Source organism: Anabaena sp. UHCC 0399 (genome assembly GCF_034931465.1).
Lineage (GTDB): Bacteria > Cyanobacteriota > Cyanobacteriia > Cyanobacteriales > Nostocaceae > Trichormus > Trichormus minutissimus.
The window spans coordinates 1-18824 of sequence record NZ_JAYGGZ010000005.1 but is presented as its reverse complement, the minus strand read 5'-3'; the positions used below and the strand labels follow the sequence as shown (position 1 = coordinate 18824).

Genomic DNA, 18824 nt, shown 5'->3' with positions numbered 1-18824 from the left:
GCCAATTTGATATTTATACCAACTTAGAAAATTTCTGCTTTTTTTCGTGGCAACTGATGAATCTCTATTAAGGAAATGAATTATGAATTATCTTAATTACTACCAGTAGACTATAGTCGGTAATTGGTCAGAGGTAATTAAGTGAAGGTAATTACCAGCTACCAATTACCAATATTTTCCATGAACGCTTCCAATTGAGCAAGCTGATAGTTGCAGATTTGGTGTTAAATGGCACGCGAAAAGTGTTTTTCTGGCGTTTGATTATGAATATCAAAAATTACAGCAATATTCCTCACTAATAGCCTACCAATATCCGTAATTTGGATGTGGTCAGTTGATAAATTTACCAGTCCATCAGCTGCTAATGGCTCTAATAACTCTAGTTCATGGGCAAAATACTGATCAAAATTGATCTCATGTTTCTCTGCGATTTCTTGCTTATACAGTTGGAAGTTTGACATGATGCACATAATCACATTGCGTCTCAAGATATCATCTTCAGTGAGTTTAATTCCTTTACTGATTGGTAAACTATCGCTAGCAACTGCTTGATAATATTTTTTCAATTGCTTATGATTCTGCACATAAGCATCATGCAACATACTGATAGATGTCGCACCAAAGCCAAACAGTTCTGCCTCGGAGTGGGTGGTGTAGCCTTGAAAGTTGCGCTGGAGGGTGCGGTTACGTTGTGCTGTTGCTAGTTCATCGTTAGGTTTGGCAAAATGATCCATCCCAATAAATAGATATTGGCTTTTTGTCAATTCCTCAATGGTCATTTGCAGAATTTCTAACTTTTCTTGGGGTTGTGGTAATGCTTCCACAGGAATATTCTTTTGTGCTGGCTTCAACCACGGTACATAAGCAAAGTTAAACACAACAATGCGATCGGGGTCTAATGCAACTGTCTTCTGCACCGTTTCTCGAAAGGTTTGTAAAGTTTGATAAGGTAAACCATAAATCAGGTCTACATTCACACTTTCAAATTTAGCCGCTTTAATCCAACTCATGACATCAAATAACAACTCTTCAGGTTGGACACGGTTGACAGCTACCTGTACTTGGCTATTAAAATCTTGGATACCAAAACTAATGCGATTAAACCCAATTTTTCTAAGAAAGAAAATGTATTCTTTGTCAACATAACGGGGGTTAATCTCAATAGAGACTTCTGCTTGTGGATCAAGGTTGAAGTTGCGAGTAATATTTTTCCACAAGAATTCTACTTGATCGCAATCTAAGTAATTGGGTGTACCACCACCCCAATGAACTTGTAGCACTTTTCTATCTTGATCAATCAAAGATGCTGTATGCTTGATTTCTCGTGCTAAATTTTCTAGGTATGGTTTAGCAATATTCGTGTTATTAGAAATTACCGTATTACAGCCACAAAAGTAACAAGCACTCTGACAAAAAGGAATATGGAAATACAAAGATAGAGGTGATTTTCTTTGATTTGAGGCAGCGATCGCAGAGTGAAAGTCTTTCTGTGTAAATCCTTCAGTTAACTGTGTAGCGGGTGGGTAACTGGTATATCTAGGTGCAGGAGTGTCATACTTTTGAATCAAGGCTAAATCAAATTTGACTTCAGATGAAAGAAAAACCATCAAATCCTCCAAGGTAATGCGACCATCCAAAAAGTCAAAAGGTAAAAGTCAAAAAGCAAAAGATAGCAAAACTAAATTTTATGATTTTTACCAAATTTAAATGTTGATTTTGCTACAATTATCTGTAATATTAAGATGCTGTAGCAATCAAGCATCTGAAATGAGTAAAAATCTTACTACGTGAATGTTTTACTTTTTACTTTTGCCTTTTTGTACGGTTGGTCTTATGGGTATATAGCTCGGCAATTTGTTTTTTGATGTGCTACAAATCGCCAATACAAGGTCTATGCTCTAGCTGCTTTCTAGTTTAAATATTTATGGCTAGAGCATGATGTGTTGATTAAAGCAAATGTAGAAATTGGGCATTGGGAATCGGGCATTATATTTGTCTCCCTCTACCTCCCCTGCTTCCCCTGTTCCCAGTCCCTTTCCTTCCCTTACATTGCTGGTGCTTCGGTACTACCGGGGTTATTGGTGTGAGTCAAGCTATTAAATACTACTTGACCAATAGCTTTAATTAAGCTTCCCTCTAAATCTTTAGCCATTTGCATATTGAATTGGAAAGCACTATTTGCTTCTAAAACAATGCGATCAGCTACGCTGGGCGAAACGCCATCGCCTGTGGCATCATCAATGGATAATGAATCCAATGCCTGACGATACGTGTTTTTAAATGCTTGCTTGTCGGGAATTTGCTCAAAATTATAGAACGATGTGCCTTCGTAGCCAGACAGTTTGAGCGTTGACTGAGCAATTTTTTGCAGCATCTGACCCCCGGAAAGGTCGCCCATGTAGCGGGTATAGGTATGACCAATCAATAACACAGGGTCACGAGCAGAAAGTTCTCGGATGTGGTTAATATATGCCTGGGTGCTGCTTGAAGGTGTAATTAGACTTCGCCACTCACTACCATAGTAAAACACCATGTCTTTTTCTAAGGAGTCTCGGCGATTCAGTTCGGGGAAGTAAATCGCCGCAATTACGGGATTGTTGACATTGCTTGTAATTGCAGCTTCTAGTTCACTGTAGACAAAATATAAGTTACTTAAAAATTTAGCGAAACTCTGTCTATCTACAACCCCCTTCAAAAAACATTTCATGAAACCCACATTTTCTGCTGAGGTGTGAGCTTTTTGAGTCCCGGAACGCAGTTTGACGGCTAAATTGCTACTCATGATTGCTTCCTTTATACTTACGTTTTCAGACAAATTGAGTGATGAGTGATGAGTGATGAGTGATGAGTGATGAGTTTTGAGTTTTGAGTTTTGAGTTTTGAGTTTTGAGTTTTGAGTTTTGAGTTTTGAGTTTTGAGTTTTGAGTTTTGAGTTTTGAGTTTTGAGTGCTGAGTTTTGAGTGAAGAATAACAGTCCAGTCTTGGGAGTTTCCCAGTGGAAAAATATCTCGTCACGCAATTGGCATGATTGTCTTTCAACTCAGCACTCTTCAGAGACTCAATATGGCTGCCAATTCACAGTCAATACTGGAGCGAGGACTGTTATTCTGGGTTTAGAGAGGATCTGCATCGCTCTATCTAGCAAGTACCACTGCTGATGTAAATCCAGGCTATTTTCATATCTCCCAAAATCATTTAACTATTAATAGCTGTATAACTATACAAGCATTAATATTTTTTTATATTTGTCTTAAGTTCGCTATATTACTTGCTGAGTAAAAAATGGTTTATGGTCTAAGGAATGCCACGGGAACAAGTAAAAAGTTAGATATTTTCTCTTGACTTTTTTATGCCAAATTCCCAGTCTCTAGTTCAATAATTTAACTGATGTATATAAATACCATTTTATGATTATATAACTATAAAACCATTAATATATAAAGGAGTCTCATGGTTAATACCCTTACAACCCCAGAGTCTCAAACGCTAAAGCCTGGAGTGAAAGCACCTGTTCAAGAAACTTTATTAACACCCCGGTTTTACACCACCGACTTTGATGCGGTGGCAAATATAGATATTTCCGCCCATGAGGCTGAGATTCGGGCAATTGTCGATGAACTGCGTGCTGACTACAATCGTCATCACTTTGTCCGTGATGAAGAGTTTAAGCAAAACTGGGATCATATTACTGGGGAAAAACGCCGCGCCTTTATTGACTTTTTGGAACGTTCTTGTACTTCTGAGTTTTCTGGGTTTTTATTGTTTAAAGAGTTATCACGCCGCATTAAAGACCGGAATCCCCTGTTGGCAGAGGCCTTTAATTATATGGCACGGGATGAGGCACGGCACGCGGGATTTTTGAATAAGTCGATGGCAGATTTGAATCTATCGTTAGACTTAAACTATTTAACCAAGAATCGCACATATACCTTTTTCCCGGCGGAGTGGGTGATTTACACAGTCTACCTATCGGAAAAAGTTGGTTACTGGCGTTATATCTTGGTGCATCAGCATATGCAGGAGCATCCAGAGTACCAGTTTTATCCACTATTCCGTAAGTTTGAGAGTTGGTGTCAAGACGAGAATCGTCACGGGGATTTCTTTAAAGCGGTGTTGAGATGTCTGGAGACAAGCCGCTCCGCGTCTACCCAGCCCAAATTATGGAAAAATTGGAAAGCAAAGTTATGGGTGCGTTTCTTCTTATTAACTGTATTTGCTACCCACACGATGACAGTATTTGAACGGGCTACCTTTTATGAGTCTATTGGTATTCATCCCCGCAAATACAACAACCGAGTGATTCAAGAAACTAATAATACCTCTGCGCGGGCATTTCCTATTATTTTGAATACTAATCACCCGGAATTTTTCTGGCGGTTAGAACAGTGTTCGGAAAATAATTTGAAACTGTCGGCAATTAATAGCAGTGAATGGCCTAACTTTGTAAAATTCTTCCAAAGAATTCCCCCCGCTATTGCTATCTTTTGGAATATGTTGAAGTTGTACTTAATTAAGCCAATTGATACTGAAGCTACACGCGGTACAGTTCTGTAATTAATTTGAGATTTTGCTCATTAATTTTCGTTACAAAATACATTTGCAAATCTCTGCGTAAATTGCAAATTTTGATTTTGAGTAAGGGTTTTACTGAAAATTCATAGCTAAATCAGATTGCTAAGTTGAGTGGTCATTTCCAGAATAAATCCACATAGGTTCGGTTTTACCTGCACGCTGAAAACCTACTTTTTTGTAGAAATTAATGGCTTGGTTTTCCGCCAATAAAATATGCTGATGAAACCCATCATAGCGAGATATCAGCATCTTAATAATCTGACTGCCGATACCTTGATTTTGGTAATCTGGCAAGACCAATAAATGAGGATAATACACTACTAAAAAGCCATCTGAAATAGCATTACCCAAAGCTACTAACTTGTCTCCATACCATGCAGAAATGAGCGAATGGGAATTCATCAAAGCTTGGTAAAGTAAATCTGGTTTTTCTGCTGATGACCATTGATTAGCTTTATACAGGGTAAGAATACTATTTTGGGTAATATCGTATGTATCTTTGTATTGGATGAATTCTGGTAATTTATTCATCATTTTCTAGAGTGAATTTCTTTTCCATTTGCAGAAATTGGGGAACACCGACGAGTTCTTGAAAATCTTTAAAGTTAACTAAGTCAGTAAAATTGGCTGTAGTTCCCTGTTGTTTTAAATGAGTTAAACAATTGGTGAGAGTTTGGGTAACTGCTAATAAGCCAGTTAATGGGAAAAAGACGATTTTAAAGCCTAAATTTTGTAAATCATCTGCCGAAAGAGATGGAGTTTTACCACCTTCCACAATATTAGCTACTAATGGAATATCAGGAAAAGCAGATGCGATCGCTTTTAACTCTTCTACAGATTGCGGTGCTTCTACAAAGAGTATATCTGCTCCGGCGGCAATATAGGCGCGACCACGAGCGATCGCTTCTTCTAAACCCAACGGCGCACGGGCATCGGTACGGGCGATAATTACTAAACCACTATCACCCCGCGCCTCGACTGCGGCTTTAATTTTTCCCGTGTGTTCTTCTGTGGGGATGACTCGTTTTCCTTCAAAGTGACCGCACTTTTTCGGCCATTCTTGGTCTTCTAGTAAGACACCTGCCACACCCAACTGTACAGCATCCTTGATAGTCCGCATGACGTTGAGAACATTACCATAGCCAGTATCTAAATCTGCAATCAGAGGCACACTCAGCGACTGAGCAATTTTGCCTACACTGTAGAGCATTTCTGTAGCGGTGAGAAAACCGTAGTCCGGTAAACCCAGGGTAGAAGCTGCTATACCAAAGCCACTGGTAGCAACTACATCAAAACCTATCTTTTCCGCCAGTTTGGCACTGAGACAGTCATAAACACCGGGAATCACAATAATTTCAGGCTTTGCAAGCAACTGCCGCAGTTTTTGGCTAGAAGAGATCATAAATAATTTGTAATGGGCTGCGCCCCGCTCCGCTAATGTAATTCGTAATTTGTGCTAGTTGTTACTATACAAGCATTGAAGCTGACATAGGTATAGGGGCAGAGGAGAAAAGCTAATGACTATCTATGTATCTAAATTCCAACCTAGTGCTGTAGCTACCTGACCGGCTAATTCTAAGGGATTGAAAGGTTTAGCGATCGCTGTTATCATTCCCAATTGAGAGTAGCGGCGACGGTCAGAAGCTTGGATTTTGGCGGTTAATAAAATTACGGGGATTGCCTTGGTGGCTGGATTAGCTTGCAATTTCTCAAAGGTAGCGATTCCATCCATATCAGGCATCATCACATCTAAAAGAATAGCATCTGGCTGGTAAGTCTCAGCTTGATTGATACCTTCTTGACCAGAACTAGCTGTCACCACCTCCCAGCCTGCTACTGTTTCTAAGCAGACTTTGGCGACTTCTTGAATATACTGCTCGTTATCAACCACTAAAATTCGCTTGGTTTTCACGATGGCTTGTCCTCTTTTTGGTTGTGAGTAATTCGTTGCAGTAGTTCTATAACTCGTTGTTCAAATTTTTGGGTGTGGTGACACGTCCTTTAGTTAAAAACTCTGTATCTCCTAGCTTAAGTCTTTATATAATAAAAAGCCGTCCTATAAGGACGGGGCTTTAGACCCATCTTTTCGGTAAAATTGGCAAGGTAAAGTAAAAACTGCTACCTTCACCTACAACACTTTCTACCCAAATCCGTCCTCCATGCTGTTGGACGATACTCTGGGAAATAGCCAAGCCTAAACCTGTACCGTCATGGTTGCGTGAATCTGAAGAATCGACTTGTTGAAACCTCTCAAAGATACTATGGATTTTGTCAGCCGGAATACCGCGTCCGTTGTCTTTGACTGTCACCAAGACTTCATCACCGTACTGTTGAGCTACTAGCCAGACTGTTTTTTCCGGTGGCGAGAATTTAATGGCATTACTCAGCAGATTAGTTATCGTTTGCACAACCCGATCGGTATCTACCCATAATTCTACTGATGGGCTATCAATTGATAGTTTAACTCCGGCTTTATTCGCCAAGGGCTGCATAATACTGACAGATGACTCAATCAAGTCTGTCAGGTTGCAGGTTTCGCGTTCCATCTTCACACTACCTGACTCAATTCTTTCAATGTCGAGGATGTCATTAATCAGGCGGACTAGGCGTTCTGTGCTGTCGGTAGCAATTTGTAGCAAGCGTTTACCTTGTTCTGAGTCTGCTAGTAACAATCCACTGGTGAGCATTCCTAATGAGCCGTGAATTGAGGTCAGGGGTGTACGCAGTTCATGGCTGACTACAGAAACAAACTCATCTTTCATGCGCTCGATTTGTTTGCGTTCTGTAACATCACGTAATATTACTGTATAAAATACTTCGCTATTCATGTATAGCTTCGATATAGAAGCCTCTGCCGGAAATTCCGTCCCATCCTTGCGACAACCATATATTTCCCGCCGCTCTCCCATGCGTCGTGCCAAGCTGGGAGATTGTCCAAAGCCAGAAACGTGCTGACGGTGTGCCTCAGCAAAACGCTGGGGTAAGAGAACATTCAGGTGCTGTCCGATAATTTCTTCGGCAGAGTAGCCAAAAATTTTCTCTGCACCCTGGTTAAAGATGGTGATTTTTTGGCTAGCGTCAATGGAAATAATGGCATCGTCAGCAATGTCTAAAATGCGTGCCAATCTGATTTGGGAAATCCGCAGTGCTTCTTGTATCTGTTGGCGTTCATCAAGTTGTGATTGTAGCTGGCGATTGACATTAACTAGCTCAACAGTACGTTCTGCTACTCTTAATTCTAGTTCGTTATTAGCGGCTTTTAGGTCAGCGTCGATTTGCTTACGATTACTGATATCTCTGACTGTACCCAGCATTCGTACAGCTTTGCCTGCTTCATTGTAGTACAGTTTACCTGTTCCCTCAATCCAGTGGATGCTACCATCTGACCAGACTACGCGGAATTCATGATTATAATCGGTTTTTTGGTGCTGGGCATCCTGAAATGCTTGCTCTAAAGCAGGCCAATCCTCTGGAAAAACACAGTTTTTAAAGGTTTCATAAGAGCCATTGAAGGTACTAGGTTTCATCCCAAATAATCGGGCATGACCATCAGACCAAGTAATTTGGTTGGTGGTGAGATTCCAGTCCCAAATCCCTAAGTTAACTGCTTCTATGGCGAGGGCTAGACTTTCTTCACTGTCTTTGAGGGCTGCTTCGGCTCGTTGGCGATCGCGCTGATTGCGTAATGCTAAAATTCCATAAGCTAAATCTGCTGTCAGTTCTTGTAACAGTTTCACCTCATTCACATTGAAAGCATCCGCTTCAGCCGCATAAATATTTAATGCGCCAAAGGCTTGACCATTAGCTATTAAAGGCAAAGCAATTGAAGAAGCATAACCCTGATTCATCGCTTGACAACGCCAGATTTCGTACTGGGAATCAGCCAAAATATTTTGAATAATTGTAGTTTTGCCTGTACGGATAGCTGTACCAGTTGGCCCTTGACCCCGAATTGTATCTGCCCAAGTCAAATGGAGAGATTGCAGATATCCATCTTCGTAGCCGGCTTGGGCGGCTGGTTTAATATCTTGTTGAGGATTATTCTCGGCGTAGGCTACCCAGGCGAGGCGATAACCACCAACTTTGATGATAATTTCGCATACTTGATGGAGTAAGTCATCTTCATTTTTGGCACGAATCAATGCTTGATTGCAACCACTCAAGGTTTGCAATGTGCGATTGACGCGCTGAACTTCTGCTTGGACTTGTTTGTAATTGGTAATATCCCGTGTAATTGCCAACTGTACCCAGCTACCATCTGCGGCGTTACGTAAAGGGACAGAGTGAGTTTCCATCCAGCGACGATGACCCCGACAAGTGATTATCTCAAATTCCAGACTCTCTTTTTGGCCTTGACAAACACTCTCATTGAGGTGACGAAATGCCTGTTTGTATTCGGGGACAATCAGATCATACACAGATTTACCCACCACGGCGGTGGCGTTATCTGTCTCTAATGCTGCCAAACACGCTGGGTTAATTTCTAATAAAGTGCCATCAGCCGCCACAATTTTGACGCACTCTGGTTCAGCATCAAAGATGGCGCGTCCGTCGGTGAAGAAGGGACTGGGAGTAGGGGGCAGGGGTAGAAATTCTACCTTATCTACCTTGTCTCCTACTTCCTTCTGACTTACCCGCCTTAACAGTTTCACCCGTTCCAGGCGGTTAATAATGCGCGTTACTAATTCTGGCCCAACGATGGGTTTGCTGACAAAATCGTCAGCACCTACGCTATAGACTTGATTGACGATTTCAGCATCACTGTGGACTGTGAGAAATAGTATTGGTAACTCACTCCACTGGGCATCGTTACGAACTACTTGACAGAGTTCTATGCCGTTGGTGTAGGGCATTTCCACATCTAGAATTAACAAGTCTGGAGTTTCGGCTTTTAATGTTTCCCAAAAACGCCGGGGATCATCTAGGGTAATAACTTTTAGCCCCCAAGGATGGAGGAGAGTTTGCAATAAGGCGAGAATTTTGGGGTCATCGTCTACAGCTAATACCTTGGCTGCGCCATTGGGAACTTGTTGTATGATTTTAGCGATCGCTTCTAAAACTTCGCCTGTAGGTTGGGGTTTTTGTAAAAAGGTATGTTCACCTTGACGCGCTAGTTGCAAGCGGTGCTGAAAATCTGTCTGTTTTGTAAAAACTACCACTGGTACAGGTGGTTTGCGTTGGGCAAGTTCAGCTAAAAAATGTAAGCTATCTTCTTGATGGATAGTAACGTTAGGGTCTAGCAGAACTATACTAGGATGTTCTTGGTACAGTACATTTCTGGCTTGCTCTAGATTAGTGGTAGTAGTTAATTGGAATTCTCTACCAACCGATGCTTGTGTTAACTGTTCAACTAAAACAACATCACTATCAACTACCAACACTAAGGGAAGTGAATTAGTTGTAGATTTTGAAGAATCTCCGGCTGGTTTTTGCGATGCGACTTCTTGGCGCAATAACTTCACCCACTTTTGTAATTTGCTAATTTCTGTTGGTGTCGAAGTTGTATCTAATTTCAACACCTGCTCAACTTTGCGTGCTAACTTTGAGCCTTCCGGTAAACCAAACGTACCGAGAGAACCTGCTAATGTATGAGCTTCTTGTCTTGCTTGTAACCGCAATTCTGAATTTAAAGCCTCTTGACTCAGTGCTGTTGCCGCTTGCTCTAGGACTCTAACTTGTTCATCCACTCGGCCATAAAATTTCTGCCAAATTCCCGCTATTCCTGTCAGCGTTGAATCTGACTGAGACTTCCCAACAGATGCAGATTTTCCTTTCTCCCCTGCGCCCCTGCGCCCCTGCGCCCCTGTTCCCCTCTTCCCCTCTTCCTGTGATTTGAGTCGATAACCAATTCCGTAAACTGTTTCAATTAAATCCCCTGATGCTCCCGCATTTCTCAGCTTCATTCGCAATCCTTTCATATGGGTGCGGACTGCTTCTTCGCTAGGAGTATCTTCATAAGACCAGAGATGCTCTAGAATCATGCTACAGCTAAACACCCGGCGACGGTTTCGCAAAAATAATTCCAATAGAGCATGTTCTTTGGGCGTTAGTGATAGCAAACTTTGTCCATAGGTAACTTCGCAACTGCTAGGATCGAGCCGCAAATTACCACATTCTAGTATTGGTTGTGATATTGTCCCACTGCGTCTTAATAGCGCACGTATCCGGGCTACTAATTCTTCTGCTTCAAATGGTTTGACTACATAATCATCAGCACCCGCATCTAAACCAATAGCTTTTTCATGACTGCTATCGCAACCTGTCAACAACAGAATTGGCATTTGTCTGCCACTAGAGCGAATTTGCCGACAAAGACTTATCCCATCTAGCTTGGGTAGCATCACATCTAAAAGAATTAAATCATAGTCATACGTTTCTATTAAATCCCAACCAGCATTACCATCACCAGCAACTTCCACCACATAGTTTTGATTTGTGAGGACGGTACTCAGTGCATAGGCATTTAATTCGTCATCCTCTACAATTAAAATTTTCATATTAAATCTTAATTTAATAAATAATAAAACTGAAATATTTTTCTATCTTTGTGTGAGAAATTAAAGTATTAATATTGGCGAGTTAAAAATATTTTAAATTATCTATCTCCTGACAATTAATATTATTTCATAAATATCAACATTTATCAATCTTTAGAAATAGATGAAATGAGTCTTGAAATATAGCATTGGACAGATGTTGTTATCAAAAAATAGCACTTAGATTATATTGCTTTACAAGAATATTATGCCATTATGCGATCGCTACATAGCAGTCCTATTTAATTTGTGAGCATCGAGAGCCAAAAAACTGGGGTTCTTGGCTCTCACTAATGATGATTAAAAGCCACAGAAATCAGACCGATAAAAGAACCAAGGGATATTGTTCCCCACAAAACTCCGATAAGAGTTACGGCTTTCTTCACAAGTTCCTCAACTTGTTGTCATATAAACAATAATGAGAGGCAAAGAAGTGAGTGCTGAGTAGGTATTAGTTACTTTCTTCCTTACCACCTGTTACCCATCACCTGTCACCTCTCCCTTCTCCCTTCTCCCCTCTCACTAAAACTAACTACTAGAAGAACTTCCTTTTAAAACCAAAAACCTCACAAATAAATACTTACAGAGGTCTATATGCTGAAAAACATTTTAGTCGCATTGGATCGCTCAGAAATGGGACAACAGGTTTTTGAGCAAGCATTAGCTTTAGCAAAAGCCACCCAAGGTAACTTGCTGTTAGTACACATCTTGTCACCAGAAGAATATGGCAGTCCTAACATCCCGATGGTGTCTAGTTATGACTATTATCCAGGACTAAGCGGTCAAAGCTTTGAGGTATATCAAAAAGAATGGGATCGCTTTAAAGATGAAGGTGTGAGAATATTGCAATCCTACAGTGCTAAAGCGAACACCGCAGGAGTCCCCACACAATTTCAACAAATCTTGGGTAGTCCTGGACGCACAATTTGTAAATTAGCGGCTACCTGGAATGCTGATTTAATCGTTATGGGACACAGGGGTCTAGGCGGGTTGAAAGAATTTTTTTTGGGTAGTGTAAGTAACTATGTCCTGCACCATGCTCCTTGTTCAGTTCACATAGTGCATTTTCCAGTGAAGGAACAAGCAAACTCTCAAGACGACTTGCAAAAACCCCAAGAGGTATCAGTGTAGAGGGTATAGGGGAGAATGAAAACTACATCACCACCACATCAGACTCATCCTAGTGGAGATAAAAGATTGAAGATGCTAGACGCAACTCTCAAGCGTCATCAGTATCAACAAGATGCACTGATTGAAATTCTCCATAAGGCTCAAGAACTCTTTGGCTACTTAGAAAATGATTTATTGCTGTATATTGCCCATAGCCTGAAACTACCGCCTAGTCGAGTTTATGGGGTAGCAACCTTCTATCATTTGTTTACCTTAGCACCACAAGGCACTCATAGCTGTGTGGTGTGTACAGGTACGGCTTGTTATGTCAAAGGCTCTCAAGCAATTTTGGCAAATCTAGAACAATTAACTCACATCCACACGGGAGAAACTACTGCTGATGGTCAATTATCGCTACTCACAGCACGCTGTTTGGGTGCTTGTGGTATTGCGCCGGCGGTGGTGTTTGATGGGACAGTTTTAGGCAATCAAACTCCGGAATCAGTGGCTGAACGTGTACAAGGGTGGCTGAAAATAGGTGACAGGTGACAGGTGACAGGGGACAGGGAATAGAGGGGATTGTTAACTTTGAATTTTGAATTGGTAGAGAGGCGAGGTGTCCTCTTTTGGAGAGTTGTTAGAAAAAATGGAACTGACTGAATTATTAGGAATCTCTCGACAAGAACGTTCTCAAGCCAAACCAGTACAAATCCGTTGCTGTACGGCGGCTGGTTGTCTGTCGGCTAACTCCCAAACGGTTAAACAACAACTAGAAGCAGCTGTGAAAGCAGAAGGTTTAGAGACAGAAGTACAAGTCTCTGGCGTGGGTTGTATGCGCTTGTGTTGTCAGGGGCCTTTGGTGGAAGTTGAGAGAGTAGGAACTGGGAACGACGAGTCCAAATTCTTAACAGATACCCTTTATGAAAAAGTTACTCCAGAAGATGCGCCGGCGATTATTGAGACGCTGAAAGGAAAAGAGTCAAAGCTGTCGGTAGTGAATTTAGACCAGCCTTTTTTTACACACCAGATGCCGATTGTTTTAGAGAATAGTGGCAAAATTGACCCAGAACGGATTCAATCTTACATTGCTACTGGCGGTTATCAGGCTCTCTATCATGTGCTGCGGGATATGACCTCAATTGAGGTTGTGGATACTATTAGCCGCAGTGGTTTGCGGGGAAGGGGTGGTGCAGGTTATCCCACAGGTTTGAAATGGGCGACGGTGGCTAAGGCGAAAGGAGAGCGCAAATTTGTGATCTGTAACGCCGATGAGGGAGATCCAGGTGCATTTATGGATCGGAGTGTGCTAGAGAGTGATCCTCATCGAGTATTAGAGGGAATGGCGATCGCAGGTTATGCTGTCGGTGCAAGTCAAGGTTATATATATGTAAGGGCAGAATATCCCACCGCGATCAAACGTCTGCAAACTGCCATTAATCAAGCTCAACGCCTCGGTATTTTAGGTAGTAAAATCTTCGAGTCGCCCTTTGATTTTAAAATTGATATCCGCATCGGTGCTGGGGCTTATGTTTGCGGTGAAGAAACTGCTCTCATGGCTTCTATCGAAGGTAAACGCGGTCTTCCTAGCCCACGTCCCCCCTATCCGGCTGAATCTGGTTTATGGGGACATCCTACTTTAATTAATAACGTCGAAACCTTTGCGAATATTGCACCCATTATCCGTAAAGGTGCTGATTGGTTTGCTAGTATCGGTACTGCTAAAAGCAAAGGTACAAAGGTGTTTGCACTCGCTGGCAAAATTAAAAACACAGGTTTAATAGAAGTGCCAATGGGTACTTCCCTACGGGAGATAGTTGAACAAATGGGAGGTGGTATTCCTGATGGTGGTATAGCGAAAGCAGTACAAACAGGTGGCCCTTCTGGGGGATGTATTCCCGCCTCCGCTTTTGATACTCCTGTAGACTATGAATCCTTAACTAGTCTGGGTTCAATGATGGGTTCTGGTGGGATGATCGTCATGGATCAAACTACGAACATGGTAGATGTCGCCCGTTTCTTCATGGAATTTTGCATGGATGAATCCTGTGGTAAGTGCATTCCTTGCCATAGGCTATTTTGAATTTTGACTTGTTTCTGCCCCATCCTAATTACGAATTAGTATTATGTCTGTAAAAACCCTAACTATAGATGGACAATTAGTCAGCGCACGAGAGGAAGAAACAGTATTAGAGGCGGCGCAAGAAGCGGGTGTTCATATTCCCACACTGTGTCATTTAGAGGGTGTGGGAGATGTGGGTGCTTGTCGGTTGTGTTTGGTCGAAATTGCTGGGATGAATAAGTTGCTTCCTGCTTGCGTGACAAAAGTTACCGAGGGTATGGAAGTAGTAACTAATAGCGATCGCCTGCAAAGTTACCGCCGCACAATTATCGAAATGCTATTTGCCGAAGGTAATCACATCTGCTCGGTGTGTGTAGCTAACGGTAACTGTGAATTACAAGACCTAGCCATTGAGATGGGTATGGATCATGTGCGTTTAGCCTACCATTTTCCCGATCGCAAAGTTGATGTTTCTCATGATCGCTTTGGTCTTGACAATAACCGTTGTGTTCTTTGTACGCGCTGCATCCGTGTATGTGATGAAATCGAAGGCGCACATACCTGGGATATGGCAGGAAGGGGGACAAACTCCCACGTTATTACCGACTTGAGCCAACCTTGGGGAACTTCCCAAACTTGCACCTCCTGCGGTAAATGCGTCAATGCTTGTCCCACAGGCGCACTATTTTACCAAGGTTCTAGCGTCGGCGAAATGAAACGAGATCGCGCCAAACTCGATTTTTTAGTTACCGCACGAGAAAAACAGGAATGGAATTTTTAGGGAGCAGGAGATTGTACCTCAATGCTCTATCCTCACCCACACTAGGAGGTGAATCTGATGTCAACAATCAGCCGAAAACCAAACAAGCGCAACCGCAACAGGAGTATTCCCTCTTTTTCATCTATGTGTCTGTCACCGACTTATTTCAAAAGTCTTGTGTGGTGGCTGCTACTGTTGGGGATACTGACGATTTTTATGTTCCTGGGTTTAGGAAGCTTCTATACCGAAACAGTAATTGCGGCTGTCGAGCAACAAAAAACAGCAACAGCAGAAATTCTCTATCGCTCACAAACAAAATTAGCTGATGAGTCAGGAAAAGTTTGGCAAGTTGTGCTGTTTAAACAAGTTTATCCCGGTCAAGCACAAACTTTAAATCTTCGCCTAGTAGGGTTTCCTGGTTCTGCCGAACTAATTCATCCCCAACCCTTAAAAATCTCCACAGCTACAGGTAAAGTCTTGAGTGCTGCCGATGTTTTCTTAGATGAAGCACCAGCCCCAACCATTGGCCAGTATGACTTTCAGGATATCTTGCCCCAACTACCACAAGAACCCCTAACCTTGAGCATACCTTTACCCGGCGATGGTCTCCGACCGACCGTAGGTCATCGCTCCATCAACATCAACGTCCCTGAGCGCGTCGTCCAAGAATGGCACAGAGTTATGAGTGCTGAGTGAATTACGAATTACGAGTTACGAATTACGAGTTACGAATTATTATGTCTCGCTTGAAATTAGCAACAGTATGGTTAGGTGGCTGCTCTGGCTGTCATATGTCATTTTTGGATTTAGACGAATGGCTGATTGATTTAGCCGCCCAGGCAGATGTAGTTTTTAGTCCCTTTGCAGATATTAAAGAATATCCAGAGGGTGTAGACGTGGTATTGGTAGAAGGTGCGATCGCTAATGAAGAACACTTGGAAACTATCCAGATTGTTAGGGAACGTTCTCAAATATTAATTTCCTTTGGTGACTGTGCTGTAACTGCTAATGTCACCGGTTTACGTAATCCTTTGGGTAGTGCTGAACCTGTTCTGGAACGTTCTTATATCCAAACAGCTGATCTTTATCCTCAAATTCCCCACGAACCAGGCATTGTACCGCCGTTACTAGATCAGGTGACACCCGTACATACAATAGTACCCGTTGACATTTATTTACCCGGTTGTCCACCCTCAACCACACGTATTCGCGCCGCCCTAGAACCGCTATTGCATGGAGAAATACCCCATCTAGCTGGACGAGAGTTTATTAAGTTTGGGTAATGGGCATATCAATTAAAAATTCAAAATAGCCTACGGCAAGGCTTGCGCCTACAAAATTCAAAATTGTTCGCGTTAGCGTCACGCAGTGAATAACTTCTACCTACTTACTCCTCTATTGCCTCATTTCACCTGTCACCTATCACCCGTCACCCGTCACCTGTCACCTATCACCTATCACCTATCCAACCCAGAGTAATTATGTTAAAAGCAGCCGATGTAATGACAAAAGATGTGGCAAGTATTCGCAGTTCTGCCACTGTAGCCGAAGCCGTAAAATTAATGCGTGCTAGAGACTGGCGAGCCTTAATTGTAGATCGTCGCCATGAACAAGATGCTTACGGCATCATTAGCGAGAGCGATATTGTCTATAAGGTCATTGCTTATGGTAAAGACCCTGGTAAAGTCAGAGTTTACGAGGTGATGACCAAGCCTTGCATCGCCATCAATCCAGACCTTGGTTTAGAGTATGTAGCTCGATTATTCGCTGATTATCATCTGCACAGAGCGCCCGTTATCCAAGGGGATTTATTAGGAATAATTTCTTTGACTGACATCCTAGCTCACAGTAACTTTCTAGAACTACCGCGAACAATTGTTCTAGAGCAACAGTTACAAGAAGAAATTCAAAAAGCCCGCGTCATTTGCGATCAAAAAGGTATCCGTTCCGAAGAATGCGCCGCCGCTTGGGATGTTGTCGAGGAACTGCAATCAGAAATCGCCCACCAAAGAGCAGAAAAGATTCACAAAACAGCCTTTGAAGATTACAGCGACGAATACCCAGAAGCACTAGAAGCCCGACTTTATGACCTTTAGGAGTGCTGAGTGCTGAGTGCTGTTAGCGGTAGCGGGGCGTTTAGCCCGTGCTGAGTGACGAGTGCTGAGTCCTGAGAAAATTCTCCCCTGTCCCCTACTCCCCCTGCTCCCCCTGCTTTCTTTTCCCCTGTCACCGGTCCCCTCCCTGTCCCTTATGTCTAAACGAATTGTCATCGACCCCGTTACCCGGATTGAAGGACACGCGAAAATTAGTTAGTATCTACCTGGATGATACCGGACAAGTCAGCGATGCGCGGTTTCATGTTACTGAATTTCGAGGCTTTGAAAAGTTTTGTGAGGGTCGTCCCCTGTGGGAAATGCCTGGAATTACGGCGCGTGTCTGTGAGCCAAGAATCCCCGTCAATTTATCGCGGGGAGTGTCAAAATAGAAGAGTCTCATAGTCAGGACTGTTGCACCATGTATCAAACTGACCCGCCACTTTCCCCGAAAGAAGTATTACCGACGATGTATGATCTCAAGAGCGAAGATCCAGAGGAACCTGGTTTGCCAGATCAGTTTCATTTGTTGCAACCCCGTCTATTAGACGAAACCTTTCGTCCGCCAAATTACCCCAGCGACGAGCTATTTACCGCCAGCGATTTAAATCTTTACTATGACCCACGCCATCCACTGTGGTATAAGCGACCAGATTGGTTTGCTGTTTTGGGTGTTTCCCGACTGTATGAACAACGAGATTTACGTTTAAGTTATGTAGTTTGGCAAGAAGGGGTTAATCCTTTTATTGTGGTGGAGTTGTTATCTCCTGGTACTGAAAAAGAAGACTTAGGGCAAACATTGCGGGATGTTGAGCAACCCCCAAGGAAATGGGAAGTGTATGAACAGAGTTTGCGTATTCCCTATTACGCTATTTTTGACCGCTACAAATATGAATTTAGGATGTTTAAATTAGATGGTGGTAGTTACTCTGAGATAGAACTAACTGAATCACGCTTTTGGATACCAGAAGTTCAGTTAGGTTTGGGTGTTTGGCAGGGCATTTATCAAGATGTCGAACAATCTTGGTTACGCTGGTATGATGAAACGGGGAACTGGGTGTTAACTCCTGTAGAACAAGAAAGACAGCGTGCTGAACAAGAAAGACAACGTGCTGAAAGATTAATAGCACAATTGCGATCGCTTGGTGTTGAACCTGTGGATCAATAAGTTTTGACTATTCTTTCCGATAATATAGATATATTCGCTGCGGGCTACCCACTGGTGAACAGCCATGTCAAAAACAACCTTAATTGAACTTCCACCTTCCGAAACAGAACTTCCCTATGATGATGGTGTCCCAATGGAAAGCGCAAGGCACAAAGCCCAGATGGACTTACTCATAGATGCCTTAATTCCTTGGTTGTCACACCGCGAAGATGGGTTTGTCGGGGGAAATATGTTTGTCTACTACAGTCTGGCGCAAGTGCGAAATAAAGACTTTAAAGGCCCAGACTTTTTTATAGTGTTAGGTGTCCCCAAAGGTGAACGCAAAAGTTGGGTTGTTTGGGAAGAAGGAAAAGCACCTGATGTAGTGATTGAGTTGCTTTCAGACAGCACCGCCGCCACAGATAAAAACGAGAAAAAGCTGATTTATCAAAATCAAATGCGCGTACCGGAATATTTCTGGTATGACCCCTTTAACCCAGATGATTGGGCTGGTTTTTCTATTCAACAGAGAGTTTACCAACCCTTA

General features: G+C 42.4%; 16 protein-coding genes and 1 pseudogene. 11 read left to right on the top strand and 6 right to left on the bottom strand.

Translation table 11 applies throughout. The features are described 5' to 3' along the window. Window positions 1–224: 224 nt before the first annotated feature. Together hemN and VB693_RS03905 are read right to left on the bottom strand one after the other, a co-directional pair. Entirely contained in the window at window positions 225–1607 is a 1383-nt protein-coding gene (hemN, locus tag VB693_RS03910; protein ID WP_323265135.1) for an oxygen-independent coproporphyrinogen III oxidase, read from the bottom strand. Window positions 1608–2044: 437 nt separating this feature from the next. Further along, a complete protein-coding gene (locus tag VB693_RS03905) occupies window positions 2045–2782 on the bottom strand; it encodes a heme oxygenase (biliverdin-producing) (protein WP_323265134.1) in 738 nt (245 codons plus the stop codon). A gap of 668 nt (window positions 2783–3450) precedes the next feature. Here VB693_RS03905 and acsF point away from each other — a divergent pair. Further along, the gene (gene acsF / locus VB693_RS03900) at window positions 3451–4554 is read left to right on the top strand and encodes a magnesium-protoporphyrin IX monomethyl ester (oxidative) cyclase (RefSeq protein ID WP_323265133.1); all 1104 of its coding nucleotides are present in this window, start codon (window positions 3451–3453) and stop codon (window positions 4552–4554) included. Between the two features lie 120 nt (window positions 4555–4674). Here the strand turns inward: acsF and VB693_RS03895 are convergent, their stop codons facing one another. From VB693_RS03895 to VB693_RS03880, 4 genes are all read right to left on the bottom strand, one after another. Further along, entirely contained in the window at window positions 4675–5106 is a 432-nt protein-coding gene (locus tag VB693_RS03895; RefSeq protein WP_242039340.1) for a GNAT family N-acetyltransferase, read from the bottom strand. After that, on the bottom strand, window positions 5096–5971 hold the full coding sequence (locus VB693_RS03890; protein ID WP_323265254.1) for an oxaloacetate decarboxylase: 876 nt from the start codon (window positions 5969–5971) through the stop codon (window positions 5096–5098). The genes VB693_RS03895 and VB693_RS03890 overlap by 11 nt, the downstream gene beginning before the upstream one ends. 126 nt (window positions 5972–6097) lie before the next feature. Next, window positions 6098–6484 carry a response regulator gene (locus tag VB693_RS03885; protein ID WP_323265132.1) on the bottom strand — a complete coding sequence of 129 codons (387 nt, stop codon included), beginning with the start codon at window positions 6482–6484 and terminating at the stop codon, window positions 6098–6100. Window positions 6485–6644: 160 nt separating this feature from the next. Beyond that, window positions 6645–11069, bottom strand: coding sequence for a response regulator (locus tag VB693_RS03880; protein ID WP_323265131.1), 4425 nt, complete (start codon window positions 11067–11069; stop codon window positions 6645–6647). Window positions 11070–11702: 633 nt separating this feature from the next. On the opposite strand from VB693_RS03880, the gene VB693_RS03875 reads away from it, so the two are divergent. The 10 genes and pseudogenes from VB693_RS03875 to VB693_RS03830 all read left to right on the top strand — a co-directional run. Continuing rightward, window positions 11703–12239, top strand: coding sequence for a universal stress protein (locus VB693_RS03875; protein ID WP_323265130.1), 537 nt, complete (start codon window positions 11703–11705; stop codon window positions 12237–12239). Between the two features lie 15 nt (window positions 12240–12254). Further along, complete coding sequence (gene hoxE / locus VB693_RS03870) at window positions 12255–12767, top strand: bidirectional hydrogenase complex protein HoxE (RefSeq protein ID WP_323265129.1); 513 nt, start codon at window positions 12255–12257, stop codon at window positions 12765–12767. Between the two features lie 97 nt (window positions 12768–12864). Next, window positions 12865–14298: a NuoF family protein gene (locus VB693_RS03865; protein ID WP_323265253.1), complete on the top strand. Its 1434-nt coding sequence runs from the start codon at window positions 12865–12867 to the stop codon at window positions 14296–14298. A 43-nt stretch (window positions 14299–14341) separates the two neighbouring features. Continuing rightward, on the top strand, window positions 14342–15058 hold the full coding sequence (hoxU, locus tag VB693_RS03860; RefSeq protein ID WP_323265128.1) for a bidirectional hydrogenase complex protein HoxU: 717 nt from the start codon (window positions 14342–14344) through the stop codon (window positions 15056–15058). A gap of 57 nt (window positions 15059–15115) precedes the next feature. After that, window positions 15116–15733, top strand: a complete 618-nt coding sequence (locus VB693_RS03855; protein WP_323265127.1) for a DUF3122 domain-containing protein — start codon at window positions 15116–15118, stop codon at window positions 15731–15733. 41 nt (window positions 15734–15774) lie between these two features. Beyond that, window positions 15775–16320, top strand: a complete 546-nt coding sequence (locus VB693_RS03850) for an oxidoreductase (RefSeq protein WP_323265252.1) — start codon at window positions 15775–15777, stop codon at window positions 16318–16320. Between the two features lie 198 nt (window positions 16321–16518). Beyond that, window positions 16519–17133, top strand: coding sequence for a CP12 domain-containing protein (locus tag VB693_RS03845; protein ID WP_323265126.1), 615 nt, complete (start codon window positions 16519–16521; stop codon window positions 17131–17133). A gap of 154 nt (window positions 17134–17287) precedes the next feature. Continuing rightward, window positions 17288–17477: pseudogene (locus VB693_RS03840) on the top strand (Ni/Fe hydrogenase subunit alpha); the annotation flags it as partial. Between the two features lie 74 nt (window positions 17478–17551). Beyond that, window positions 17552–18298 carry a Uma2 family endonuclease gene (locus VB693_RS03835; protein ID WP_323265125.1) on the top strand — a complete coding sequence of 249 codons (747 nt, stop codon included), beginning with the start codon at window positions 17552–17554 and terminating at the stop codon, window positions 18296–18298. 64 nt (window positions 18299–18362) lie between these two features. Next, the coding region (locus VB693_RS03830; RefSeq protein WP_323265124.1) for a Uma2 family endonuclease at window positions 18363–18824 on the top strand (462 nt) is incomplete at its 3' end.

Excerpts from the sequence above, each read along its gene's own strand:
- hemN (WP_323265135.1), bottom strand. The coding sequence starts at position 1,607 with ATGGTTTTTCTTTCATCTGAAGTCAAATTTGATTTAGCCTTGATTCAA.
- VB693_RS03905 (WP_323265134.1), bottom strand. The coding sequence starts at position 2,782 with ATGAGTAGCAATTTAGCCGTCAAACTGCGTTCCGGGACTCAAAAAGCT.
- acsF (WP_323265133.1), top strand. The coding sequence starts at position 3,451 with ATGGTTAATACCCTTACAACCCCAGAGTCTCAAACGCTAAAGCCTGGA.
- VB693_RS03895 (WP_242039340.1), bottom strand. The coding sequence starts at position 5,106 with ATGATGAATAAATTACCAGAATTCATCCAATACAAAGATACATACGAT.
- VB693_RS03880 (WP_323265131.1), bottom strand. The coding sequence starts at position 11,069 with ATGAAAATTTTAATTGTAGAGGATGACGAATTAAATGCCTATGCACTG.
- VB693_RS03875 (WP_323265130.1), top strand. The coding sequence starts at position 11,703 with ATGCTGAAAAACATTTTAGTCGCATTGGATCGCTCAGAAATGGGACAA.
- hoxE (WP_323265129.1), top strand. The coding sequence starts at position 12,255 with ATGAAAACTACATCACCACCACATCAGACTCATCCTAGTGGAGATAAA.
- VB693_RS03865 (WP_323265253.1), top strand. The coding sequence starts at position 12,865 with ATGGAACTGACTGAATTATTAGGAATCTCTCGACAAGAACGTTCTCAA.
- hoxU (WP_323265128.1), top strand. The coding sequence starts at position 14,342 with ATGTCTGTAAAAACCCTAACTATAGATGGACAATTAGTCAGCGCACGA.
- VB693_RS03855 (WP_323265127.1), top strand. The coding sequence starts at position 15,116 with ATGTCAACAATCAGCCGAAAACCAAACAAGCGCAACCGCAACAGGAGT.
- VB693_RS03850 (WP_323265252.1), top strand. The coding sequence starts at position 15,775 with ATGTCTCGCTTGAAATTAGCAACAGTATGGTTAGGTGGCTGCTCTGGC.
- VB693_RS03845 (WP_323265126.1), top strand. The coding sequence starts at position 16,519 with ATGTTAAAAGCAGCCGATGTAATGACAAAAGATGTGGCAAGTATTCGC.
- VB693_RS03835 (WP_323265125.1), top strand. The coding sequence starts at position 17,552 with ATGTATCAAACTGACCCGCCACTTTCCCCGAAAGAAGTATTACCGACG.